23 protein-coding genes are annotated in these 22,637 nt (G+C 69.3%); 11 read left to right on the forward strand and 12 right to left on the reverse strand.

Features of this window, described 5'->3' with window-relative positions; all coding sequences use genetic code 11:
• The first annotated feature begins 170 nt into the window (after positions 1–170).
• Positions 171–737: a LemA family protein gene (locus AC3RXY_RS09730; RefSeq protein ID WP_491510719.1), complete on the forward strand. Its 567-nt coding sequence runs from the start codon at positions 171–173 to the stop codon at positions 735–737.
• A gap of 163 nt (positions 738–900) precedes the next feature.
• Here AC3RXY_RS09730 and AC3RXY_RS09735 read toward each other — a convergent pair whose 3' ends face one another.
• Positions 901–2,160, reverse strand: a complete 1,260-nt coding sequence (locus AC3RXY_RS09735; RefSeq protein WP_491510720.1) for a winged helix-turn-helix domain-containing protein — start codon at positions 2,158–2,160, stop codon at positions 901–903.
• Between the two features lie 113 nt (positions 2,161–2,273).
• On the opposite strand from AC3RXY_RS09735, the gene AC3RXY_RS09740 reads away from it, so the two are divergent.
• Positions 2,274–3,491 carry an AI-2E family transporter gene (locus AC3RXY_RS09740; protein ID WP_491510721.1) on the forward strand — a complete coding sequence of 406 codons (1,218 nt, stop codon included), beginning with the start codon at positions 2,274–2,276 and terminating at the stop codon, positions 3,489–3,491.
• Entirely contained in the window at positions 3,488–4,744 is a 1,257-nt protein-coding gene (ilvA, locus tag AC3RXY_RS09745) for a threonine ammonia-lyase (RefSeq protein ID WP_491510722.1), read from the forward strand. Before AC3RXY_RS09740 ends, ilvA begins: the two co-directional genes overlap by 4 nt.
• A 229-nt stretch (positions 4,745–4,973) precedes the next feature.
• Here the strand turns inward: ilvA and greA are convergent, their stop codons facing one another.
• Positions 4,974–5,462, reverse strand: coding sequence for a transcription elongation factor GreA (gene greA / locus AC3RXY_RS09750; RefSeq protein ID WP_491510723.1), 489 nt, complete (start codon positions 5,460–5,462; stop codon positions 4,974–4,976).
• A 112-nt stretch (positions 5,463–5,574) separates the two neighbouring features.
• Positions 5,575–5,988, reverse strand: coding sequence for a DUF4307 domain-containing protein (locus tag AC3RXY_RS09755; RefSeq protein WP_491510724.1), 414 nt, complete (start codon positions 5,986–5,988; stop codon positions 5,575–5,577).
• A gap of 67 nt (positions 5,989–6,055) precedes the next feature.
• Between AC3RXY_RS09755 and AC3RXY_RS09760 the strand changes: the two genes are divergently transcribed.
• The 4 genes from AC3RXY_RS09760 to AC3RXY_RS09775 all read left to right on the forward strand — a co-directional run bounded on the left by AC3RXY_RS09760 (position 6,056) and on the right by AC3RXY_RS09775 (position 9,874).
• A complete protein-coding gene (locus tag AC3RXY_RS09760; RefSeq protein ID WP_491510725.1) occupies positions 6,056–6,349 on the forward strand; it encodes a hypothetical protein in 294 nt (97 codons plus the stop codon).
• A 190-nt stretch (positions 6,350–6,539) separates the two neighbouring features.
• Positions 6,540–7,856 (forward strand): extracellular solute-binding protein, encoded by a 1,317-nt coding sequence (locus AC3RXY_RS09765; protein ID WP_491510726.1) that lies wholly within the window; start codon positions 6,540–6,542, stop codon positions 7,854–7,856.
• 195 nt (positions 7,857–8,051) lie between these two features.
• On the forward strand, positions 8,052–8,978 hold the full coding sequence (locus AC3RXY_RS09770; protein ID WP_491510727.1) for a carbohydrate ABC transporter permease: 927 nt from the start codon (positions 8,052–8,054) through the stop codon (positions 8,976–8,978).
• The gene (locus tag AC3RXY_RS09775; RefSeq protein ID WP_491510728.1) at positions 8,978–9,874 is read left to right on the forward strand and encodes a carbohydrate ABC transporter permease; all 897 of its coding nucleotides are present in this window, start codon (positions 8,978–8,980) and stop codon (positions 9,872–9,874) included. The genes AC3RXY_RS09770 and AC3RXY_RS09775 overlap by 1 nt, the downstream gene beginning before the upstream one ends.
• Before the next feature lie 91 nt (positions 9,875–9,965).
• Here AC3RXY_RS09775 and trhA read toward each other — a convergent pair whose 3' ends face one another.
• The gene (trhA, locus tag AC3RXY_RS09780) at positions 9,966–10,655 is read right to left on the reverse strand and encodes a PAQR family membrane homeostasis protein TrhA (protein ID WP_491510969.1); all 690 of its coding nucleotides are present in this window, start codon (positions 10,653–10,655) and stop codon (positions 9,966–9,968) included.
• 166 nt (positions 10,656–10,821) lie between these two features.
• Here trhA and AC3RXY_RS09785 point away from each other — a divergent pair, with 166 nt between their 5' ends.
• Both AC3RXY_RS09785 and phoH2 read left to right on the forward strand, forming a co-directional pair.
• A complete protein-coding gene (locus tag AC3RXY_RS09785; protein ID WP_491510729.1) occupies positions 10,822–11,604 on the forward strand; it encodes an isoprenyl transferase in 783 nt (260 codons plus the stop codon).
• 253 nt (positions 11,605–11,857) lie between these two features.
• Positions 11,858–13,195, forward strand: coding sequence for an RNA 5'-3' helicase PhoH2 (gene phoH2 / locus AC3RXY_RS09790; protein ID WP_491510970.1), 1,338 nt, complete (start codon positions 11,858–11,860; stop codon positions 13,193–13,195).
• Between the two features lie 52 nt (positions 13,196–13,247).
• On the opposite strand, the gene AC3RXY_RS09795 is transcribed toward phoH2, so the two are convergent.
• From AC3RXY_RS09795 to AC3RXY_RS09805, 3 genes are read right to left on the reverse strand one after another with little or no spacing between them, the layout of a single operon-like run.
• Positions 13,248–14,078 carry a metal ABC transporter permease gene (locus AC3RXY_RS09795; RefSeq protein ID WP_491510730.1) on the reverse strand — a complete coding sequence of 277 codons (831 nt, stop codon included), beginning with the start codon at positions 14,076–14,078 and terminating at the stop codon, positions 13,248–13,250.
• Complete coding sequence (locus AC3RXY_RS09800) at positions 14,075–14,836, reverse strand: metal ABC transporter ATP-binding protein (protein WP_491510731.1); 762 nt, start codon at positions 14,834–14,836, stop codon at positions 14,075–14,077. The genes AC3RXY_RS09795 and AC3RXY_RS09800 overlap by 4 nt, the downstream gene beginning before the upstream one ends.
• Positions 14,833–15,774 (reverse strand): metal ABC transporter substrate-binding protein, encoded by a 942-nt coding sequence (locus AC3RXY_RS09805; RefSeq protein ID WP_491510732.1) that lies wholly within the window; start codon positions 15,772–15,774, stop codon positions 14,833–14,835. The genes AC3RXY_RS09800 and AC3RXY_RS09805 overlap by 4 nt, the downstream gene beginning before the upstream one ends.
• Positions 15,775–15,944: 170 nt before the next feature.
• Here AC3RXY_RS09805 and AC3RXY_RS09810 point away from each other — a divergent pair, with 170 nt between their 5' ends.
• Complete coding sequence (locus tag AC3RXY_RS09810; protein WP_491510733.1) at positions 15,945–18,176, forward strand: carbon starvation CstA family protein; 2,232 nt, start codon at positions 15,945–15,947, stop codon at positions 18,174–18,176.
• The gene (locus AC3RXY_RS09815) at positions 18,176–18,394 is read left to right on the forward strand and encodes a YbdD/YjiX family protein (RefSeq protein WP_491510734.1); all 219 of its coding nucleotides are present in this window, start codon (positions 18,176–18,178) and stop codon (positions 18,392–18,394) included. Before AC3RXY_RS09810 ends, AC3RXY_RS09815 begins: the two co-directional genes overlap by 1 nt.
• 118 nt (positions 18,395–18,512) lie before the next feature.
• Here the strand turns inward: AC3RXY_RS09815 and AC3RXY_RS09820 are convergent, their stop codons facing one another.
• From AC3RXY_RS09820 to AC3RXY_RS09840, 5 genes are all read right to left on the reverse strand, one after another.
• Positions 18,513–19,361 carry a DUF559 domain-containing protein gene (locus tag AC3RXY_RS09820; RefSeq protein WP_491510735.1) on the reverse strand — a complete coding sequence of 283 codons (849 nt, stop codon included), beginning with the start codon at positions 19,359–19,361 and terminating at the stop codon, positions 18,513–18,515.
• 193 nt (positions 19,362–19,554) lie between these two features.
• Positions 19,555–20,949, reverse strand: coding sequence for a class II fumarate hydratase (locus tag AC3RXY_RS09825; RefSeq protein WP_491510736.1), 1,395 nt, complete (start codon positions 20,947–20,949; stop codon positions 19,555–19,557).
• Between the two features lie 61 nt (positions 20,950–21,010).
• On the reverse strand, positions 21,011–21,670 hold the full coding sequence (locus AC3RXY_RS09830) for a carbonic anhydrase (protein WP_491510737.1): 660 nt from the start codon (positions 21,668–21,670) through the stop codon (positions 21,011–21,013).
• Positions 21,670–22,365 (reverse strand): DUF4245 family protein, encoded by a 696-nt coding sequence (locus tag AC3RXY_RS09835; protein ID WP_491510738.1) that lies wholly within the window; start codon positions 22,363–22,365, stop codon positions 21,670–21,672. Before AC3RXY_RS09835 ends, AC3RXY_RS09830 begins: the two co-directional genes overlap by 1 nt.
• Positions 22,362–22,634: an exodeoxyribonuclease VII small subunit gene (locus AC3RXY_RS09840; RefSeq protein ID WP_491510739.1), complete on the reverse strand. Its 273-nt coding sequence runs from the start codon at positions 22,632–22,634 to the stop codon at positions 22,362–22,364. Before AC3RXY_RS09840 ends, AC3RXY_RS09835 begins: the two co-directional genes overlap by 4 nt.
• Positions 22,635–22,637: the final 3 nt, after the last annotated feature.

Consider the following 22,637-nt stretch of genomic DNA (forward strand, 5'->3'; position numbering starts at 1 on the left):
ATCCGCTGCCTCAAACGACTCATCGCCCGCGAGATCTACTACGTCCTCACCCGACCTTGACATCCATAGGAGCATCCGTGCGGCTCACGCGCGGCGAAACCACAGCGGCCGCCCAGCATGCGAGCAGGGGGCGAACGTAGGATAGGGGGCAAACGGGAAGGTGCGCACCCATGGAATTCCTGATCCCCGCGATCATCATCATCGCCGTGCTGGTCTTCGCCGGCATCTACCTCTGGGTGACGTACAACTCGCTCGTGCAGCTGAACGTGCGCGTCGATGAGGCTTGGAGCGACATCACCGTCCAGCTCAAGCGTCGCGCCGATCTCGTTCCGAACCTCATCGAGACCGTGCGCGGCTACGCCTCGCACGAGAAGGCCGTCTTCGAGAACGTCACGCGCGCCAGGGCCGAGACCATCTCGGCGGCCACCCCCGCCGAAGCCGGCGTGGCCGAGGGGCATCTGCAGCAGGCGCTCAAGAGCCTCTTCGCGGTCGCAGAGGCCTATCCCCAGCTGCAGGCGAGCCAGAACTTCCTCCAGCTCCAGCACGCTCTCGTCGACACCGAGGACAAGGTCCAGGCGTCTCGCCGGTTCTACAACGGCGGCGTGCGCGAGCTCAACACCAAGATCAAGATCTTCCCGAACAACCTCTTCGCCCGCAGCCTCGGATTCACCGACCGGGAGTTCTTCGAAGTCGTGAACGGTGCGGCCATCGCCGAGCCCCCGCGGGTGCAGTTCTAACCGGCCCCGCCCCGCCCGAAACCGAACTCAGGCAATACTCGGGGGCCGACCCCGAAAGCCGCGCCGCTGGCGTCCGCACGTGGATCTTGCCTGAGTTGGGGTCTGTGCTGACAGCCTCAGCCCGGGCTCTGCGGCCGGCACGAGAGATGACGTGCTGGCCGGTTCAGCGGCCGAGAGCCGAGAGGATCCCGCGCAGCTCGTCTGCCGCGTCGCCGCGCTCCGCGACGACGATGCGATCGAGACCCTGCCACGCGGCGGCGAGGCGCAGCTCGCCGGCGATCGCCTCGGCGTCCGGCCCGCGCCGGGCGGCATGGGCACGCTCCGCATGGGCGGCCGGCTCCCACCAGGCCGCCTGGACCTGCAGGGCCGATGCCGCGCGATCGGCCTTCAGATCCACGCGCGCGACGATGCGGTCTCCCACCAGCACCGGCAGACAGTAGTAGCCGTACCGGCGCCGGGCGGCCGGCGTGTAGATCTCGATCCGGTAGTCGAGACCGAACGCACGCAGGGCACGGTCGCGGAACCACACCACCGGATCGAACGGGGTGAGCAGTGCGGCGCCGCTCACCTGCCGCGGAATCGCGGCATCGGCGTGCAGCCATGCCGGGATCGGCCGTCCGCCGCGCTCCCAGCCGCGCACGGTGACCGGTGCGATCTCTCCCGCGTCGACGAGGTCGTCCAGCGATGCGTGCACCCGCGCGCGGTCTCGCAGGCGCGGGTAGTCGGCCACGTCGGCCGCGGTGGCGACGCCATGCGATCGCACGGCCCGGCGAACCAGCTCGCGGATGGCGTCGTCATCGGAGATCTCCTGCTCGCGGATGCTGGGCGGAATCACGTCAGCGGCCAGGGCGTAGATGCGCTCGAAGCCGCGCCGGCCGGAGACCGCCACGTCGCCCGTGCGCCAGAGGATCTCCAGGCCCTCCTTCACCGCATCCCAGTTCCACCATCCGCCCCCGGCGCGTGGGGCGTCGCCGCGGATCTCGGCGGGCCGGGAGGGGCCGCGGCCGCGCAGCTCATCGCGGATCCAATCGAGGGTCTGCGGCGTCACGCCGCGCCCGCCGGCACGGAACCTCTCGGCGAAGGCCGCGCGGCGGAAGCGCCACAGCGGCCAGTCCTCGACGGGCATGAACGTCGCCTCGTGCGCGGGGTACTCCACGTAGCGACCAGCGTGCCGTCCCTCCGGCGCGAGGAAGACCCGGTCGAGCAGGCCCGGATCGTATGCGCCCAGCCGTGAGAACATCGGCATGTAGTGCGAGCGGGCGAACACGTTCACCGAGTCGATCTGCAGGACCCCCAGCCGGCGCATGGCGGCGTGCAGATGACGCGCCTGCGGGGTCTGCGGGCGGGGCCGGGTGAACCCCTGTGCAGCGAGGGCGACGCGACGCGCCTCCGCGGCGCCGAGAACAGGACGGGGATGCGGCATCGCGCCAGCGTATCGCCCCCCTCCGACACCGTCCGCGCGCCCCGTGTCCTGCATCCGCCTGGACATCCGTTCGTTCGCCGGAGACCGCCGTGTGCGGCCTCTACAATGGGCGAGTGAACGAGCAGAGCCGACCGGGGTGGCGTGATCTGATCCGCAACCGGAACGTGACCACCGACGTCGATCAGGCCGTTCCGAGCGGACTGCGCACGGCAGCGGCCTTCGCGTGGCGGCTGATCGTGATCGCCGGCGCGGCCGCGATCCTGATCTGGCTCATCATCCAGCTCAAGCTCCTGGTGATCCCGCTCCTCGTCGCGATCCTGGTGACCGCGCTGCTGTGGCCGCTGTTCGAGCTGATGCTGCGCAAGCGGGTGCCGCGGTGGCTCGCGATCATCATCGCGCTGATCGGCACGCTCGCGGTCGTGGCCGGGTTGTTCTGGCTGGTCGGCTGGCAGGTCGTCAACGAGTGGCCGTCGGTGCGTGAGCGCACCAGCACCGGGATCGCCGATCTGCGTGAGTTCTTGATCTCCGGGCCGCTCCACGTCTCGCCGGAGCAGATCGAGTCCTGGCTGGATCAGGGCTTCGCCCTCGTCCAGGAGCAGGCTCAGCTGCTGTGGTCTGGTGCCCTCGCGATCGGGACGACCGCGGGACACGTCGCGACGGGCGCGGTGCTGGCGCTGTTCATCCTGATCACCCTCCTCGCCGATGGTGCTGGCATCTGGCGCTGGACCCTCCGCATGTTCCCGCGGCGGGCTCGCCAGGCGGTCGACGTCGCCGGCCGCAACGGCTGGGGCACTGTGGTCAACTATGCGCGGACGCAGCTCCTCGTCGCCACGATCGACGCCGTGGGCATCGGCCTCGGCGCCTACCTCCTCGGTGTGCCGCTGGCGATACCGGTGGCCGTGCTGGTCTTCCTCGGCTCGTTCATCCCGATCGTCGGAGCCGTGGTCACGGGAGCGCTGGCGGTGTTCCTCGCCCTGGTGTACAACGGTCCGATCATCGCGATCTGGATGCTCGTGGTCGTCCTCGGGGTGCAGCAGCTCGAGGGGCATATTCTGCAGCCGATCCTCATGGGCGCCGCGGTGAAGGTGCATCCGCTCGCCGTCGTGCTCGTCGTCGCGGGCGGCGCGATGATCGCCGGCATCCCTGGCGCGCTGTTCGCGGTGCCGCTCGCGGCGTTCGTGAACGTCTTCGCGCTCACCATCAGCTCCGGGTCCTGGCGTACCGGGTCGGTGCCGGGGGGCGACATGATCTGGAGCACGGTGCCGCGGGAGAAGACCGTGCGAGACACCACGACGCGTGACAAGAAGACGAAGGCAGGCCGCACCCGATGAGCACCGCACACCCCGACGCACCGACCGCCCCGCGCCCGACGCTCGCCGAGATCGAGGAGGCCGCGATCGGCCTCGCCGACGTGATCTCCCACACCCCGGTGCTCCCATCGCGTCCGCTCGCGGAGATCGTCGGAGCGCCGGTGCTGCTGAAGATGGAGAACCTCCAGCGCACCGGCTCGTTCAAGGTGCGCGGCGCCACGCACCGCCTGTCCCGGCTCACCGCGGAGGAGCGTTCGCGCGGTGTCGTTGCGGCATCGGCGGGCAACCACGCCCAGGGCGTTGCTCTGGCGGCGCAGGCGCTCGGCATCCCGGCGACCGTCTTCATGCCCCTCGGCGTCCCGGTGCCCAAGCTCCTCGCCACTCGCAGCTATGGCGCCGAGGTGGTGCTGGAGGGGGAGACGGTCGCGACATCGCTCCGCCTCGCCGCGGAGTTCGCCGAGCGTACCGGAGCGGTGATGATCCACCCCTTCGACCACCGCGACGTGGTGATCGGTCAGGGCACCCTGGGCCTGGAGATCATGCAGGACGTGCCCGATCTCGACACCATCCTCGTCGGCATCGGCGGTGGCGGCCTGATCGCGGGCCTGGCGCTGGCGGCGAAGGCGGAGGCGGCGCGCCGCGGGCGCAGCGTGCGCGTCATCGGCGTGCAGGCGGAGAACGCCGCTGCGATCGGCCCCTCGCTCGAAGCGGGCGTCCCCGTCGAGATCGAGACCCAGCCCACGATCGCCGACGGGATCCTGGTGGCCCGGCCCGGCGACGTGCCCTTCGCGATCATCAGCGACCTCGTCGACGAGGTCGTCACGGTCTCCGACGACGACATCGCCCGCGCTCTGCTGCTGCTGCTGGAGCAGTCCAAGGTCGTCGTCGAGCCGGCGGGCGCCGTGGGCGTGGCGGCGCTGCTGTCGCGCAAGGTCACGGGGACGGGCAAGACGGTGGCGGTGCTCTCGGGAGGCAACATTGATCCGCTGCTGCTGCAGCGCATCGTGTCGCACGGGCTGGCGGCGTCCGGACGATACCTCACCATCCGTATCCCGCTGCCCGACCGTCCCGGCCAGCTCGCCGAGGTGTCGCGGCTGCTTGCGCAGGCCGGTGCCAACGTGATCGAGGCGATGCACACCCGGCACGGGCAGGGTCTGCAGGTCAGCGAGGTCGTGCTGCAGCTGAGCATCGAGACGCGCGGCCCGGAGCACTCCGAGCTCACCCTGGCGACCCTGCGCGACGCGGGCTTTGCGCCGATGGTCGTGGAGGACTAGGTAGGCACCGAACCGGTCGATCCGCGTGGCCGGCCTCCGGCCGACCGGCCGAATCACCAGGATTTTCAGGCCCCCGGGGGCCTGAAAATCCTGGTGATTCGGCACGCGCGGCATACGCGCGGCACACGCGCGCGGCACACGCGCGCGGCACACGCGCGCGGCACACGCGCGCGGCACACGCGCGCGGCACACGCGCGCGGCGCGCGCGGGAGGCGCGGCGCGGAGGGGCTCAGCCCGTGTAGGTCTCCACGTTCACGATCTCGACCGCGATCGACCGACCGTTGGGCGCCTCGTACGATGTCTTGCCGCCGACCTTGAGCCCCACGATCGCGGTGCCCAGGGGGCTCGCCTCGCTGTAGACGTCGAGGTCGGAGCCCGCGGCGATCTCGCGGCTGCCCAGAAGGAACCGCTCCTCGCCGCCCGCGACGATCGCGGTGACGACCGTGCCGGGCTCCACGACGCCGCTGCTCTGCGGGGCCTCGCCCACCTTGGCGTTCTTGAGCAGGTCCTGCAGCGTGCGGATGCGCGCCTCCTGTTTGCCCTGCTCGTCCTTGGCGGCATGGTATCCGCCGTTCTCCTTGAGGTCGCCTTCCTCGCGGGCGGCCTCGATGCGCTTGGCGATCTCGTCCCGCCCGACCGTGGAGAGGTGCTCCAGTTCGGCGGCGAGCCGATCGTAAGCCTCCTGCGTGAGGAAGGGCACCTGAGTGTCGTTCGACATGGCGATCAATCCTTCTCTGAGTACACTCCGCTGGTGTGCGCCGTGCGGCGTCAGCCTCGCGGATATGGCAAAACGCCCCGGTCATTTCCCGGGGCGTCGTTCGCGACCGATCTTAGGCGAGCCAGCAGGAGTACACCAAACCGGTGGTCGCCTCGGCGACCGTGGGGATGGGCTCGGTGAAGGTGCGCAGCGGTCGATCCGACGCCGGCAGCTCGACGACCTTCCACCCCACGACGCCGAAGTCCTCGTCCTGCGCCTGCAGGGCGCAGTACACGGTGCGGTCGGTCGGAGCGGTCACCTGGAAGGTGAGGTCGATGCGGTGCTTGTCGACGAGGGCGAAGGCGGTGCCATCCACGTCCACCTGGCTGGTCGCGTCCAGCGACGATGTCCATACCCCGAAGCCGACCACGGCCAGGAGCATGACGCCGCCGACGATCCAGCCGGCCCGTGTTCCGCGGCCGCCCGTGCGGGGAGAGGGGTCGTCCGCCTCGATCTCGTCCTCATAGACGTCCGGGGGAGTGGTCACGACGCATCGATCCGATCGTTAGGCTGGTACCTCCAGGCTAACGCGCGGTGACGGAAGGGTCTTACACATGTGGCACGTGATCGCTGCTCTGGCGGTATCGCCCACGCCCACCCCGACGGTCGACCCGTCCCTCGTGACGCCAGGACCGGTCGGGTTCCTCGCTATGGGCGTGCTGGTGCTCGGTGTCTTCGTCCTGGTCTGGGACATGCAGCGCCGTCTTCGCCGGGTGCGCTACCGCGAGGAGGTCCGTGCGGAGCTGGACGCGGAGGAGGCTGCGATCGCGGCGGCCGCGGAGGGCAGCGCACGCACGGATATCTCTCCGGAGGAGCCCCGGGACGGTTCTGCGCCGCGCGCGCACTGATCATAACGGTTCGGTAAAACTGGTCGATCGATCCCCTGACACCCCTTGCATTCAATTAGTTCGTGAGGTGTACTAACAAACAGGTCGGCAAGGATGGCGCACCCGCACCCTGTCGCAGAGACGGGCGCAGCGCGACATCCCACCGGCCGGCAGCACACGCCGCCACACGAACCGACGTCAGGAGTCAGGGATGAAGAAGAAGCTGAGCGCCATCGCGCTCATCACCGTCGCCGCGGTCGCGCTCGCCGGCTGCACCTCCGGCGGCGGGGAGGCGCCCGCCGAGTCCACCGGATTCGACCCGGAAGGCGCCAAGGGCCAGGACATCACGTTCTGGGTGATGGGCGGGGACACCCCAGAGGTGGCCCGCGAGTACCTCGTGGAGCAGTACGCCGCCGCGACCGGCGGGACCCTCACGATCGAGCAGCAGGACTGGAGCGACGCCCTCACCAAGCTCAGCAACCAGCTGCCCGACGCCAAGAACACGCCGGACGTGACGGAGATCGGCAACACCTGGTCGCCGACCTTCACCACCGCGGGAGCCTTCACCGACCTGAGCCCGATCTACCAGGACCTCGGCGGCGACAAGCTGCTGGAGTCGTTCGTCGAGGTGGGTACCGTCGACGGAAAGCAGTATGCGCTGCCGTACTACTTCGGGTCGCGCTACATCACCTACCGGAAGGACCTCTGGTCCGCCGCGGGCCTGGAGGTGCCGAAGACCCTCGACGAGTTCAACGCCTCGGTCATCGCGCTCAAGAGCCCCGAGCACGCCGGCTTCTATATCGGCGGTCAGGACTGGCGCAACGGCATCTCGTGGATCTTCGCCAACGGCGGAGAGCTCGCGCAGAAGGACGGCGACACCTGGAAGTCGACGCTGTCCGACCCGAAGTCGATCGCGGGTCTGGAGCAGTTCCAGGAGATCTTCGCCGGAGCGTCCAACGCCCCGGTCACCGAGGACGACTCGACCCCCTGGATCAACATCAACAACGACAAGAACGGCGCCCAGCCCACGGCTGCCACGATCATCGCACCCGGCTGGGCGCACTGGTCGATCGGCGACTACCAGGGCGACAAGGACGGCTCAGAGGTGCGCGAGTGGAATGACGACGTGTTCGGCGTCTTCCCGCTGCCCGGCCTCGAGGAGGGCACCGTGGCACCGGTCTTCGCCGGCGGATCGAACATCGCGATCTCGGCGAAGAGCCCGAACCAGGCGGGGGCCAAGGAACTGCTGCGCATCATCTTCTCCGACGAGTACCAGACGCTCCTGGGCGAGAACGGGCTGGGGCCCGCGAACACCGACTTCGTCTCCGCCCTCGGCGACGACCAGTTCGCCACCGCGCTGATCGCCTCGGCGCTCGGCTCGCAGCTCACCCCGGCAGCGCCCGGCTGGGCAGCCGTGGAGGGCCAGCGCATCCTGGAGGAGTTCTTCGGCAAGGTCGCCGACGGCGGGAACGTGACCGACCTCGCGGCGGAGTACGACAAGAAGATCGACGCCATCATCAACGGCTGACACGCCGTTCCGGGGGCCGGGACCATCGTTCCGGCCCCCGTTCCGCCGCCGCGGAGCGAGCGCGCCCGTCACGCCGCCGGGTGACCACGAGCCCGCGGCGCACGAGAATGTCCCTCGGACGCACCGCGACGTCACGCGCCCCCGATGCCCGCAGCGTGCCGGCGGACCGCACCGATGATCGAGAGAAGGACCACGATGACGACATCCGCCGCCCGGCAGGGCCCGTCACGCCTGGCGCGCTCTGCGCCCTATCTGCTGCTGACCGGAGCGGTCGTCGTCCTGCTGGCGGGTATGGGATACCCGGTCTACTGGCAGGTCGTGACGTCTATGCAGAAGTTCGGCGCGATGCAGCAGCTCGGCGGCAAGGCGCCGGAGTGGATCTGGTTCGACAACTACGTCGCGATCGCGACCAACCCGGTGTTCTGGGACGTCGTCCTCCGCTCCGTGCTGTTCTGCCTCATCACCGCCTTCATCACGGTGGTCGTCGGCGTGCTCCTGGCGCTGCTGATGACGAAGGTGCACGCGACGATGCGTTTCATCCTCCAGATCGCGTTGCTGCTCGCGTGGGCGATGCCCGTGATCGCCGCGATGACCGTGTGGATCTGGCTGTTCGACCGCCGCCGGGGGGTGGTCAACTATCTCCTGAGCCTGCTGCCAGGGGTCGATATGCAGGGATTCAACTGGATCGGCGGGAGCCCGCTGCTGTTCTTCGCGGTCGCGTCGGTGATCATCATCTGGATGTCGGTCCCGTTCGTCGCCTTCTCCGCGTATGCGGGCCTGACGCAGGTCTCCGGCGAGGTGCTCGAAGCCAGCCACCTCGACGGCGCCAACGGGATGCAGCGGTTCCGCTTCATCGTCTTTCCGGTGCTCAACCCCGTGATCGCGATCGTGCTGCTGCTCAACCTGATCTGGGATCTGCGGGTCTTCGCGCAGATCACGCTGCTGCAGGACGCCGGACCGAAATCGACCGACTACGACCTGCTCGGCACGTTCATCTACAAGACCGGCGTGGCCGGATTCGACTACGGCGGGGGAGCGGCGATGTCGATCTTCGTGCTCGCGCTGACGATCGCCCTCAGCTGGTTCTACGTGCGGGGCCTGGTCAAGGAGGAGACGCAGTGATGACGACTCTCGTGCAGGGTGACCGCGTGTCATCCGTCCCCGCGTCCGGCAGCCGGGTGCGCACCCGCCGGCGGTTCCGCCCGGGCAAGTGGTTGCTGAGCCTGCTGGCCCTCGTCCTCGCCCTGGTGTGGGCATTCCCCGTCTATTGGATGATCAACTCCTCGATGCTGTCGACGGCGACGCTCGAGGCCTTCACCCCGACGTTCTTCCCGGCGGGCGGTTCCCTCAGCAATTTCGAGCGCGTGCTCACCCCGAGCTTCTTCGCCGCGCTCGGCGTGAGCGTGACCGTCACGCTCCTGTCCGTCGCGGTGTGCCTCACGTTCGCTTTCCTCGCGTCGATCGCGATCAGCCGGTTCCGCTTCCGCGGGCGCGTCTCCTTCATCGTCGCCATCCTGCTGATCCAGATGCTGCCGGCGGAGGGGCTGTTCATCGCGCAGTACAAGATGATGTCGAGTCTCGGGCTGCTCAGCAACGTGCTCGGTCTCAGCATCCTCTATGTCGCGGCGGTCGTGCCGTTCACCATCTGGATGCTCCGCGGCTTCGTCGCCGGTGTGCCGGCCGAGCTCGAGGAGGCGGCGATGATCGACGGTCTGAGCCGCACCCAGGCCTTCCTGCGCATCACTCTGCCGCTGCTGGCGCCGGGCCTCGTGGCGTCGGGGGTGTTCGCGTTCCTGCAGTGCTGGAACGAGTTCACGGTGGCCCTCGTGATCATGGAGAACAACAAGACGCTCCCGCTCTGGCTGCGCGGTTTCGTGCAGCAGAGCTCGACCCAGGCGATCGACTGGGGCCAGGTGATGGCGGCCTCGACGATCGTCGCGGTCCCGGTGATCATCTTCTTCGTGATCGTGCAGGGTCGCATGACCTCCGGCCTGGTCTCCGGCGCCGTGAAGGGCTAGCCCCTGGCCCTAGCCCTGGCCCCGCACCCGCACCCGCACTCACCCTCGGCACCCCGAGGGCGAAGGCGGGGGAGAAGGAAAGGGGAGGGGGTTAAGCGCCGAGGGAGGGCGTGACGGGGGAGAGCGAGATCAGCAGGCACGCGGTCCAGTGGCACAGGAACGCCAGCACCGTGCACACGTGGAAGATCTCGTGGAAGCCGAAGTGCCCTGGCCACGGATTCGGACGCTTGGTGGCGTAGATCACCGCACCAACGGTGTACAGCAGGCCGCCGATGATCACCAGCACCATCATCGCGACGCTGGCGGCCAGGAGATCGCCGAGATACATCACCGCGGCCCAGCCCAGGAGCAGGTAGAGCGCGACATAGAGCCACCGTGGTGCGTTGATCCAGAAGACCCGGAACAGGATCCCGAGGATCGCGCCGGACCAGACCAGCGTCAGCAGCAGCGCCCCTTTGCCGGGCGGGAGCGCGAGGGTCGCGAGCGGGGTGTAGGTCCCGGCGATCAGCAGCAGGATGTTGGCGTGGTCGATGCGCTTGAGAACGATTTTGACGCGAGGCTTCCAGTCGAAGCGGTGGTACAGCGCAGAATTGCCGAACAGGAGCAGCGAGGTGGCCATGAACACCGCGGCGGCGGCCTTTGCCGCGCCCCCCTGTGCGAGCGCGATCAGCACAACTCCGGCGGCGATCGCGACGGGGAACGTCCCGGCGTGGATCCACCCGCGCCAGCTCGGCCGAACCTCCGCCTCCCCCGCCGCCTCGATGAGCGGGAGCTGCGGCATGTCGGGACCCAGATCGCCGGAATCGAGGATGCCGTCCGCGTCGGTCGGGTGGTCGGGCGATGACGGGGACGCGCTCATACGCACACTTTAGGACGCGACGTATTCCGTATGCGGAACATGTCCTCAAAGTCGGATGCGCTGCGGTTTCGGACGGTAGCGTAGGCCTGTGAGCAGACGCGGGGGACAAGGCCGGGGGCCGCTGTACTGGCTCTACGAATCGCGGCTCCGGCGTCGACTGGACCCGGCGGCGATGCCCCGGCATGTGGCGATGATGATCGACGGCAATCGGCGCTGGGCGCGTCAGCTCGGTCTCAGCTCCCCCGCCGACGGGCACCGTGCCGGTGCCGCCAAGATGCGGGAGTTCCTGCGCTGGTGCGATGAGCTCGGAATCCGGGTGGTCTCGCTGTACCTGCTCTCTGCCGACAATATCCGCAAGCGCGATTCCGCGGAGATCGAAGCGCTCATCGAGATCATCGCAGAGCTCGCCGACGGTCTCTCCTGGGAGGAGAACTGGCGGGTCAAGCATGTCGGGCGCGCCGACCTGCTCCCGCCCGAGCTCGCCAGGGTCCTCCGCGAGGCGGAGGAGCGCACCCGAGACCACAGTGGTCTGCACGTCAACCTCGCTGCCGGATACGGTGGCCGAAACGAGATCGTCGACGCGGTGCGCAGCATCATCTCCGCGCACGACGGCCGGGGCGGCACAATGGAAGACCTGGCAGCGCAGCTGACGCCCGAGATGATCGGCGAGCACCTCTACACCGGCGGCCAGCCAGACCCCGATCTGGTGATCCGCACGAGCGGCGAGCAGCGCTTGAGCGACTTCCTGCTGTGGCAGAGCGCGCACAGCGAGTTCTACTTCGTCGAGGCGCTCGGCCCCGATCTGCGCCAGGTCGACTTCCTCCGCGCGATCCGCGACTACGCCGACCGCGACCGTCGGTTCGGCCGCTGAGCCGCGCGGCACGCGCTCGCGTCCGCACTCGTTCACCTTCCGGTCATCCACGCGGCGCGTGTCGGGGCTCGACACGGAGCGCTGACGGGCTTAGCGTCGTGGCATCGGGCATATCGCCCGGTCGAGTCGGCTCGGCAGCATCGCGACTCGTGGCCTGGCCGACTCGTCGAGAACCGGGAGAACCCCGGGGTGGGAGCAGGCCGTGACCGCACGTATCGCACCGCAATCCGACACCGTCTTCCCCGATGCCTCGCTGCATCCGGCCGACGTGGATCTCGACGTATCCGGCACACCGGAGGGATTGCGCACGTACGTGCTCGACACCTCCGTGCTGCTGAGCGACCCTGAGGCGTTCTTCCGCTTCGCCGAGCACGCCATCGTGCTTCCGGTGGTCGTGATCTCCGAGCTCGAGGCGAAGCGCCATGACCCGGAGCTGGGCTACTTCGCGCGCCGCGCGCTGCGCCACCTCGACGACCTGCGCATCGAACACGGTCGGCTCGACGACGCCGTGACCGTCGGCAGGGCAGGAGGCACCCTGCGCGTCGAACTCGCGCACACCGACTCCCGGGTGCTGCCCGCCGGGCTCCGTCTCGGCGACAACGACACGACCATCCTGGCCGTCGCCGTGCACCTGGCGCAGACGGGGGAGGACGTCACGGTCGTCTCGAAAGATCTCCCGATGCGCGTGAAGGCCGCCTCGCTCGGGCTCAACGCCGAGGAGTACCTCGCCGAGCAGGCGGTGGACTCCGGCTGGACGGGGGTGGCGACCGCCGCGCTCTCCGGCGACGAGATCAGCGACCTCTACGAGACCGAGATCGGCACGAGCGAGAGCGTGCGGGGGCTTCCGGTGAACACGGGCCTTGTCATCACGTCGGAGCGCGGCTCGGCGCTGGGGCGGGTGGTCTCGGACGGCGAGTTCCGGCTGGTGCGCGGCGACCGTGAGGTCTTCGGTCTGCACGGTCGCTCCGCGGAGCAGCGCATCGCGATCGACCTGCTCCTCGACCCCGACGTGGGGATCGTGTCGCTGGGCGGTCGGGCCGGCACCGGCAAGTCGGCGCTCGCCCTGTGCGCCGCCCTGGAATCGGTGCTCGAGCGTCAGCAGCAGAAGCGGATCCTCGTCTTCCGTCCGCTGTTCGCGGTGGGCGGGCAGGAGCTCGGCTATCTCCCCGGCGACCAGGGGGAGAAGATGAGCCCCTGGGGGCAGGCGGTCTTCGACACGCTCGGCTCGGTGGTGTCCGGGAACGTCCTGGAAGAGGTCATCGCGCGGGGGATGCTGGAGGTGCTGCCGCTCACGCATATCCGCGGTCGCTCGCTGCACGACTCCTTCGTCATCGTCGACGAGGCGCAGTCGCTCGAGCGCAATGTGCTCTTGACGGTGCTGAGCCGCATGGGACAGAACTCGCGGGTGGTGCTGACGCACGACGTCGGTCAGCGGGACAACCTGCGCGTCGGGCGTCACGACGGCATCGCGAGCGTGATCGAGACGCTCAAGGGGCACAGCCTGTTCGGGCATGTGACGCTGCAGCGTTCCGAGCGTTCCGCGATCGCCGCCCTGGTGACCGAGCTTCTGGAAGGCTCTGAGCTGAGCTGACTGACTGACTCCGTGCGTGGGGGTCGCGACCCCCACGCACGGATGGCCAGGCTCAGTGGCGCCGTCGCGGGAGGGCGACCTTCGCCCCGAAGACGACGGCGAACGCCGCTCCCTGCACGAGAACCACGAGCCCCGCGGGGGAGGCGTCCAGCCAGTAGCTGAGGTAGATCCCCGACGCCGCGCACGCGGCAGACAGCACCGGCGCGATCACCAGCATCCGGCCGAACCTCTCGGTGAGCAGGCGCGCGGTCGCGCCAGGGATGATGAGCATCGCCACCACGAGAATCACCCCGACCACCTGCAGGGCCACGACCGTGGTCAGTGCGAGCACGCCGAGCAGGATCGCCCCGAGCAGACGCGGCGACAGACCGATCGCGAAGGCGTGCGCCGGGTCGAACGCGAACAGCGTGAGGTCGCGTCGCTTGAACATCAGAACCCCCAGGGCGATGACCGCCAGCACGGCGATCTGCCACAGATCGGCCGCGGAGATGCCGAGGATGTTGCCGAACACGATGTGAGACAGGTCGGTCTGGCTCGGCGTCACGGAGATCAGGACAAGCCCGAGAGCGAACAGCGTGGTGAAGACGATGCCGATCGCGGCGTCCTCCTTGACCTTCCCGCTGTCGCGGACCGCACCGATGAGCGCGACGGCGAGCACCCCGAACACGAGGGCCCCGATTGCGAACGGCGCTCCGACGATGTAGGCGAGCACGACCCCGGGCAGCACCGCGTGGGAGACCGCGTCCCCCATCAGCGACCAGCCGATCAGAACAAGCCAGCACGACAGCATCGCGCACACGACCGCGGCGATGACCGTGGCTCCGAGTGCGCGCACCATGAACTCGTACTGCAGCGGCTCGAGGAGGAGGTCGATGACGCTCATGCCTCCTCCTCCGGTGCGGGCGTTGCCTCTGCCTCAGAGCGGCCGAGGACGTCGAGCCCGAACGCCCGCGCGAGCACGTCGGAGCGCAGGCCCTCGCCAACGGGGCCGTGGAACACGACCCGACGGTTCAGCAGCACGACCTCGTCGGCCAGCTGCGGCAGCGCGTGGAGGTCGTGCGTCGAGACCAGCACGGTGCGGCCGTCGTCTGCCAGCTCGCGGAGCAGGCGCACGATCGTCGCCTCAGAACGTTTGTCGACCCCGGCGAAGGGCTCGTCCAGGAGCAGCACGCTGGCTCCCTGAGCGATCCCCCGGGCGACGAAGGCCCGCTTGCGCTGCCCACCGGACAGGCGCCCGACCTGGCGGCCGGCGAACCCGGTCAGCTCCACGCGTTCGAGCGCCTCGCCGACCGCCGCGTGGTCTGCCGCGCGCAGTCGTCTGGTGGGTCCGAGGCGCCCGTACCGCCCCGTTTCGACGATCTCGCGCACCGAGATCGGGAAGGTCGTGTCGATGTCCTCGCTCTGCGGGACATATCCGATCAGGCCGGCCCGGCGCGCGTCGGCGGGGGAACGCCCTGCGATGCGCACCCGGCCGGCCGCCGGGCGGAGAAGGCCGGTGATCGAGCGGAACAGAGTCGACTTGCCCGATCCGTTCATGCCCACCAGGCCGGTCACGGTGCCGGCGGGGATCGTCGCCGTGACGCCGTCGAGGGCGAGCACATCGCCGTAGCGCACGGTGACGTCTTCCACCGCGATCGTCATGAGGGCGCCCCGGTCAGGGCATCGACGATGATCCGGGCGTCGTGGCGGATGAGGTCGAGGTAGGTGGGCACCGGGCCGTCCTCCGCCGAGAGCGAGTCGACGTACAGCACGCCGCCGAAGACGGCGTCGGTCGCCTCGACCACCTGCTGCATCGGGCGATCGGACACGGTCGACTCGCAGAACACCGCCGGTACGTCGTTGTCGCGCACGAACTCGATCACGGAGGCGATCTGCTGGGGGGTGGCCTGCTGCTCGGCATTGACCGCCCAGATGTACGCCTCCTCCAGGCCGGCATCCCTGGCCAGATAGGAGAACGCGCCTTCGCACGTGACCAGAGCGCGGTGCTCGGAGGGGAGGCCGGCGAGGGCATCGCGCAGATCGTCGTGCACCTCCTGCAGCTGCGCCTTGTAGTGCTCGCCGTTCGCGGCGTAGTCGGCCGCGTGCGCGGGGTCGAGGTCGCTGAACGCCGTCACCATGCTGTCGACGTAGCGCTGCACGTTGAGCGGACTCATCCACGCGTGCGGGTTGGGCAGCCCCTCGGCGTCGCCGTCGGCGATCGCCATGACGGTGATGCCGTCGGAGACCGTGACGTGGGGTGCGTCGGCATCCGCCACGAAGCGTTCGAACCAGGCCTCCAGGTGCAGGCCGTTGTCGAGGATGAGGTCGGCATCCGACGCCGTGCGGATGTCGCCCGGCGTCGGTTCGTAGCCGTGGATCTCCGCGCCCGGCTTCGTGATGGAGGCCACCTGCAGGTGGTCGCCCGCGACGTTGCGGGCGATGTCGGCGAGCACGGTGAACGTGGTGAGCACCAGCGGCCGATCGGAGGCGGGCGCCGGTGTCTCGGAGCCGGCGGGGGCGGTGCCGCACCCGCTCAGGGCGGTGAGAGCGAGTGCGGTGGCGAGGACGAGCGGCAGCGCTCGACGGAGATTTTTCGGCATGCCGAAAACCTATATTTCGGTGCACCGAAAAATCAAGTCCTGGCTGCCCCGACCCGCATAGCCGACCAACGTGGTGACCGCAAGATCCAGACGGGACGTGCGGGCTTAGGTAGGCTTCCGGATCGGAGGTCCACACCCGCTACCCGAGGACTATCAAAGGAGACGTTCGCATGGTGAAGCCCCATCCCGCGGCAGAGGCGGCGCTGCCGCCGGTCGCGGTTTCGGATGAGAAACCCCGTTGGACCCCTGTGAAGGTGATCGTCTGGGTCCTGATCGCCCTGCTGGGCGGCGTGGCCTGGACGATGATCGCGATCGTGCGCGGTGAGACCATCAACGCGATCTGGTTCGTGTTCGCGGCCGTGTGCACCTACCTGATCTTCTACCGGTTCTACTCGCGGTACATCGAGAAGCACATCACCAAGCCCAACGACGCCCGGGCGACGCCCGCGGAGTACCGGGCCGACGGCAAGGACTACGTCGCCACCGACCGTCGTGTGCTGTTCGGCCACCACTTCGCCGCGATCGCCGGCGCCGGGCCCCTGGTCGGCCCCGTTCTCGCCGCCCAGATGGGCTACCTCCCCGGCACGGTCTGGATCATCGTCGGCGTCGTGCTCGCCGGCGCTGTGCAGGACTACCTCGTGATGTTCTTCTCCATGCGCCGCGGCGGCCGCTCGCTCGGGCAGATGGCCAGAGACGAGCTGGGTCGATTCGGCGGTGCTGCGGCGATTCTCGCCACCCTCCTCATCATGATCATCATCACGGCGATCCTCGCGCTCGTCGTGGTCAACGCCCTCGGCGAGAGCCCGTGGGGCGTCTTCTCGGTATCGATGACGATCCCGATCGCTCTGTTCATGGGCGTCTATCTGCGCTGGATCCGTCCCGGGCGCATCACCGAGATCTCGATCATCGGGTTCGTGCTGCTGATGTTCGCGATCGTCGCCGGCGGCTGGGTCGGCGCGACGGAGTGGGGCCAGGCGATCTTCCACCTCGACCGCGTCACCATCGCGTGGGGCATCATCATCTACGGTTTCATCGCCGCGGTCCTGCCGGTGTGGATCCTGCTCGCGCCGCGCGACTACCTGTCGACCTTCATGAAGATCGGCGTGATCGCCGCGCTGGCCGTCGCGATCATCTTCGTGCGGCCCGAGATCACCGTCCCCGCGTTCAGCCAGTTCGCGGGCGGCGAGACGGGGCCGGTGTGGTCCGGTCCGCTCTTCCCGTTCTTGTTCGTCACCATCGCCTGTGGGGCTTTGAGCGGGTTCCATGCGCTGATCTCGTCGGGAACGACGCCGAAGATGATCGAGAAGGAGCGTCAGACGCGCTTCATCGGCTACGGCGGCATGCTGATGGAGTCGTTTGTGGCCATCATGGCGCTCGTCGCGGCCATCTCGATCGACCAGGGCATCTACTACGCGATGAACTCCTCCGCAGCGGCCACGCAGGGCACCGTGGAGGGCGCTGTGGCGTTCGTGAACAGCCTCGGGCTCACCGGGGTCCATCTGACGCCGGATGTGCTCACATCGACCGCTGCGGCCGTGGGAGAGGAGTCGATCATCTCGCGCACCGGCGGCGCTCCCACGCTGGCGCTCGGCCTCGCGCACATCATGCACCAGTGGATCGGCGGCGCGGAGATGATGGCCTTCTGGTACCACTTCGCGATCATGTTCGAGGCGCTGTTCATCCTGACCGCCGTCGACGCCGGCACCCGGGTGGCGCGCTTCATGCTCCAGGACTCGATCGGCAACGTGATCCCCCGCTTCAAGGACACCTCGTGGCGCGTGGGGGCGTGGGTCTGCACGGCGATCATGGTCGCGGGCTGGGGCGCCGTCCTCCTCATGGGCGTGACGGATCCGCTCGGCGGCATCAACACGCTGTTCCCGCTGTTCGGCATCGCAAACCAGCTGCTGGCCGCGATCGCCCTCGCGATCGTGCTGACGATCGTCACCCGGCGCCGCACCCTCGGGGCGCTGTGGGTGGTGATCCTGCCGCTGGCGTTCGTCACCGTGGTGACCGTCACCGCTTCGCTGTACAAGATCTTCTCGCCGGTGCCGGCGGTGGGCTACTGGGCGCAGCACGTCGCGTTCCGCGATGCGCAGGCGCAGGGGCTCTCCGAGTTCGGCACCGCCCGCTCCGCGGAGGCGATCGACGCGGTCGTGCGCAACACCTTCATCCAGGGCACGCTCTCGGTGATCTTCCTGGTGCTCTCGCTGATCGTGATCGTCACGTCTGTCGTCCGGGTCATCCAGGCACTGCGCTCGAATGAGGTCGTCGACCACGAGGACCCGTTCGTGCCCTCGCGGCGCTTCGCTCCGGCCGGGCTGTTCACGAGCGCCGAGGAGAAGGCGATCCAGAAGCAGTGGGACGCCCTTCCGGAGGATCAGCAGCCGGTGCGAGGACACTGATGACGGCCGGCTCCCTCTCGGGCCCGCGCACGTGGCTGCCGCGCGCGTGGCGGGCCCTGTCCTGGTACATGAAGGGACTGACGGGCGAGTCGAAGTACGCCGCCTACGTGGACCATGCCAGGACAGCGCATCCGGGAGAGGAGCCGCTGTCGGAGCGTGAGTTCTGGCGCCAGCACTACGCCGCACAGGATGCCAATCCCGGCAGCCGGTGCTGCTGACGACCGGCTTCGTCATCCCGGGTGTCCTGCGCCCGATCTGCGTTCGATGCCCCGATCTGCGTCGCTACCCGCCGAGTACCCCCGCAGAACGGGACAGGCGACGCAGATCGGGCGCGCGTCAGGCCAGGTCCGGACGGGCGATGTCCAGACGGGCCAGGGCGGCGAGCACAGCCGCCTGCACGGTCGGCCAGTCGTGCACGACCAGCGCGTAGTCGAATCGCAGGGTCTCGTAGCCGCGTGCGGATGCCGCGGCATCCCTCCGCAGGTCCTTGTGCCGCATCGACAGGCCGTCGTGGTTCTCCCGCCCGTCGACCTCCAGGACGAGTCGGCCGCCGATCACGAAGTCGACGCGACCGACGCCTCCGATCTCGACCTGGCAGTCGAGGCGGATGCCGAGGAGATGCAGCCGGAAGCGGAGCAGAGACTCCAGGCCGCTGTCGGCGTCATGGCGCGCGAGGTCGACGAGCCAGCGTGCGGAGGCCGGCAGCGCCGATCGGATGCGCCCGCGCGCGGCGCGGTTCAGCAGCCCGAGCCGCAGAGCCGATTCGAAGGCGGCGAAGAACGACTCGTCGCCCGAGCATCGGTGCAGATGCACGAGGGCGGTCTCGACCGTCGCCGTCCCGAGCGGCGGACGGCCACGGTAGTAGTGGGTGACGCACCGGCATCCATCATGCTCGTGCACGTGTCGATGCGCACCGACCCACACGTGCGGATCGGGGGAGCCGGAGAGCACCCACACGCGATGCTTGCGGAGGACGCTCCCGCAGGTGAGGGCGCCGCCGTGGGCTGTGGCCTGGAGGATGTCGTGGTCGACGGGAGGCGCGGCGAACACGCCGTCGCGGACGCGCACGATCTCTCCGGCCGCCACCCGCCGCGAGAGGTCCCGGCGGGTGAAGCCGAGCCGCTGGAGATGGGTGCCGCGGGCGAGGCCGCCGAGGCGGCGGATGATGACATATGCGGAGAGCATGCGTCCCAGGATGATGCGCTGCGGCGTCGCTCCCGGCCGTGGATCCAGCAACGGTGGACAACTCCCCGGGACTGCCCTCGGCAGACACGGCCCGATCAACGGACGATGCCCCGATCTGCGGAGGAACCGTGAGGTTCCGTCCGCGGATCGGGGCATCGAACGCAGATCGGGCGCGCAGCCCGCGGGGTGGGGCTCAGCCCGCGTGCGTCATCGAGAGCAGGTCGAGCTTCTCGTCCAGCTGCTCGAGCGTCAGCTCGCCGCGCTCGACATAGCCGAGGTCGATCACGGCGTCGCGCACGGTGATGCCCTGGGCGACGGCATGCTTGGCGATCTTCGCCGCGGCCTCGTAGCCGATGAGCTTGTTGAGGGGCGTCACGATCGACGGGCTCATGCCGGCGAACGCCGCGGCGCGCTCGACGTTGGCCTGCAGGCCGTCGATGGTCTTGTCCGCCAGCACGCGCGAGGCGTTGGCGAGCAGGCGGATCGACTCCAGCAGCGCGGTGCCCATGACCGGGATCGCGACGTTCAGCTCGAACGCGCCGGAGGCGCCGGCCCAGGCCACGGTCGCGTCGTTCCCGATCACGCGGGCGCACACCATCAGCACGGCCTCCGGCACGACGGGGTTCACCTTGCCCGGCATGATCGAGGAGCCCGGCTGCAGGTCGGGGATGTGCAGCTCGCCGAGACCGGTGTTGGGGCCGGAGCCCATCCAGCGCAGGTCGTTGTTGATCTTCGTCAGCGAGACGGCGACGGTGCGGAGAGCCCCGGAGGCCTCCACGAGGCCGTCGCGGTTCGCCTGCGCCTCGAAGTGGTCCTTCGCCTCGGTGATGGGGAGCTCGGTCTCTGCCGCGAGCAGGGCGATGACCTTCTGCGGGAAGCCGAGCGGCGTGTTGATGCCGGTGCCCACAGCGGTGCCGCCCAGCGGAACCTCGGCCACCCGGGGGAGCGTGGCCTGCACGCGCTCGATGCCCAGGCGCACCTGGCGGGCATAGCCGCCGAACTCCTGCCCCAGGGTCACGGGAGTGGCGTCCATGAGGTGGGTACGGCCGGACTTGACCGCGTCCTTCCAGAGCTCCGCCTTCGCCTCGAGCGCCACGGCGAGGTGGTCGAGCGCCGGGATCAGGGTGTCGATGAGGGCCTGGGTGACCGCGATGTGCACCGAGGTGGGGAAGACGTCGTTCGACGACTGCGAGGCGTTGACGTGGTCGTTCGGGTGCACATCCGAGCCGAGGATGCCGGTGGCGAGCGTCGCGAGCACCTCGTTCATGTTCATGTTCGACGACGTGCCGGAGCCGGTCTGATAGGTGTCGACGGGGAACTCGCCGTCGTGCTTGCCGGAGGCGACCTCGTCGGCGGCCTGGGCGATCGCGTCCGCGATCTGCGCGTCGAGGGTGCCGAGCTCCTTGTTCGCCAGGGCGGCCGCCTTCTTGATGCGCGCCAGGGCGGCGATCTGCGCGGGCTCGAGGCCGCTGCCCGAGATCGGGAAGTTCTCCACGGCGCGCTGCGTCTGGGCGCCGTACAGGGCGTCCTTGGGCACGCGCACCTCGCCCATGGTGTCGTGTTCGATGCGGTACTCGGTGTCGGTCACGGCTTTACCTCCAGGTGTGACATCACATGTCGTGAATGGCAGATGTGGTGAACGGGCAGACTCAGGAGTGGGCGGCGTCGTCCGACAGGCCCACGCTCACGATCGGGACCGCCTCGCCCTCGGCGAGGCGGTAGTTGGCCCCGACGATCGCGAGCCGGCCATCGGCGACGGCCTCGCTGATGAGCTCAGAGGACCGCAGGATCGCCGCGACGGTGTTGCGCAGGTGCTCCCGGCCGACCTGTTCCGGGTCGATGTCGGCGACGGAGCCCCCTCCGGACGCCGCCAGCACCCGCCGGGCAGCGGGCACGATCGGGGCGATCAGCCGCCAGATGTTGGCCGGCAGCGGGGCGGCGTCGATCGCGGTGCCGTCGATCGCGGCGCGCACGGCGCCGCAGTTGTCGTGCGCGAGTACGACGATGAGCGGCACCCGCAGCACCTCCACGGCGTACTCCAGGCTGCCCATCACAGAGTCGGACACGATCTGGCCGGCGTTGCGGATGACGAAGAGGTCGCCCAGCCCCTGGTCGAAGATGATCTCGGCCGCCAGGCGGGAATCGGAGCAGCCGAAGAGCGTGGCGGTCGGTCGCTGCGAGGCGACCAGTTCACCGCGTGTCTCGACCGACTGGTTCGGGTGCGCTGGCGTGCCCGCCACGAAGCGCCGGTTGCCGGCATGCATCGCGGACCAGGCCTCGTCGGGGGTCGGCATCGGGTAGTTGGGCATCAGCTGCTCTCTGCGATCTCGCGCACCTGGGGGGTGATCTGCTCGGCGATGGCGCGCATCGCGTCTTCGGGGAGCGACCCGTACAGGAGCACGTAGTCATCGCCCGCCGTGATGCCCATCGCGGTGCTCACGTTGCGGGCCTGCTCGGGTCGGGCGAAGGTGAAGGTGTCCCATTCCGAGCCGGCGATCGAGACGGTCCCGTCGGGACGCGCTCCGTCGAGGTGGACCAGCGCCCAGGTCTGGTCGGCGTCGAATCCCTGCGCCACGTAGACGAAGCCGAGGGGGAGATCGTTGTTCTCACCGGTGCAGCACACCGCGTAGTTGACCTCCCAGACGCGCCAGGAGCTGGTCGAGCCGAGCGCGGCGGTGTTCGCCCGCCAGGTCTCCGCGATCGCGGCGAGCTCGGGGGCGGTGGTGTCCGGCAGCACGGCGGGCCGGCCCATCGCGTCGGACACCTGTTCGGCGACCACGGCGGCGTCGACGCCTGGCCGGTCGACGGGCTCGCCGCGCGGCACCATGAGCACGATGAGCGCGAGCATGCCGAGCGTGACGAGCACCGCCGCGATCAGGTGCCTGGCGGATTGGCTCGACCGGTAGGCAGCGGAGAACTCGGCTTTGCGCGCGGCGGTCTCCTCTGGCGTCTCCGGGCGTCCGAGCTCGGCGACGACGCGAGGCTCCGTGGGCTTGGCCATCATGCGTCCTCCTCGCGGGCGGCGTCGAGACGGCGTTTCGCGCCGAGCAGCCACTCCTCGCAGCGCGCCGCCAGAGCCTCCCCGCGTTCCCAGAGCTCCAGAGAGTGCTCGAGGGTCGGCGTGCCCTGTTCGAGCTCGGCGACGACGCGCACGAGCTCGTCGCGGGCCTGCTCGAAGGTGAGGGTCGGGATGTCGGCCCCGGCGTCCGGCGTGACGCCGGTCCGAGCGCCGGTGGATGCGTTCTCCTGAGTCGACTCGCTCACGCCTCCCATCCT

The sequence above is a fragment of the Microbacterium longlingense genome (assembly GCF_058349825.2).

Coding starts and splice junctions, on each gene's coding strand:
- AC3RXY_RS09730 (WP_491510719.1), top strand. CDS start 171: ATGGAATTCCTGATCCCCGCGATCATCATCATCGCCGTGCTGGTCTTC.
- AC3RXY_RS09735 (WP_491510720.1), bottom strand. CDS start 2,160: ATGCCGCATCCCCGTCCTGTTCTCGGCGCCGCGGAGGCGCGTCGCGTC.
- ilvA (WP_491510722.1), top strand. CDS start 3,488: ATGAGCACCGCACACCCCGACGCACCGACCGCCCCGCGCCCGACGCTC.
- greA (WP_491510723.1), bottom strand. CDS start 5,462: ATGTCGAACGACACTCAGGTGCCCTTCCTCACGCAGGAGGCTTACGAT.
- AC3RXY_RS09760 (WP_491510725.1), top strand. CDS start 6,056: ATGTGGCACGTGATCGCTGCTCTGGCGGTATCGCCCACGCCCACCCCG.
- AC3RXY_RS09765 (WP_491510726.1), top strand. CDS start 6,540: ATGAAGAAGAAGCTGAGCGCCATCGCGCTCATCACCGTCGCCGCGGTC.
- AC3RXY_RS09770 (WP_491510727.1), top strand. CDS start 8,052: ATGACGACATCCGCCGCCCGGCAGGGCCCGTCACGCCTGGCGCGCTCT.
- AC3RXY_RS09775 (WP_491510728.1), top strand. CDS start 8,978: ATGACGACTCTCGTGCAGGGTGACCGCGTGTCATCCGTCCCCGCGTCC.
- trhA (WP_491510969.1), bottom strand. CDS start 10,655: ATGCCGCAGCTCCCGCTCATCGAGGCGGCGGGGGAGGCGGAGGTTCGG.
- AC3RXY_RS09795 (WP_491510730.1), bottom strand. CDS start 14,078: ATGAGCGTCATCGACCTCCTCCTCGAGCCGCTGCAGTACGAGTTCATG.
- AC3RXY_RS09800 (WP_491510731.1), bottom strand. CDS start 14,836: ATGACGATCGCGGTGGAAGACGTCACCGTGCGCTACGGCGATGTGCTC.
- AC3RXY_RS09805 (WP_491510732.1), bottom strand. CDS start 15,774: ATGCCGAAAAATCTCCGTCGAGCGCTGCCGCTCGTCCTCGCCACCGCA.
- AC3RXY_RS09810 (WP_491510733.1), top strand. CDS start 15,945: ATGGTGAAGCCCCATCCCGCGGCAGAGGCGGCGCTGCCGCCGGTCGCG.
- AC3RXY_RS09815 (WP_491510734.1), top strand. CDS start 18,176: ATGACGGCCGGCTCCCTCTCGGGCCCGCGCACGTGGCTGCCGCGCGCG.
- AC3RXY_RS09820 (WP_491510735.1), bottom strand. CDS start 19,361: ATGCTCTCCGCATATGTCATCATCCGCCGCCTCGGCGGCCTCGCCCGC.
- AC3RXY_RS09830 (WP_491510737.1), bottom strand. CDS start 21,670: ATGCCCAACTACCCGATGCCGACCCCCGACGAGGCCTGGTCCGCGATG.
- AC3RXY_RS09835 (WP_491510738.1), bottom strand. CDS start 22,365: ATGATGGCCAAGCCCACGGAGCCTCGCGTCGTCGCCGAGCTCGGACGC.
- AC3RXY_RS09840 (WP_491510739.1), bottom strand. CDS start 22,634: ATGGGAGGCGTGAGCGAGTCGACTCAGGAGAACGCATCCACCGGCGCT.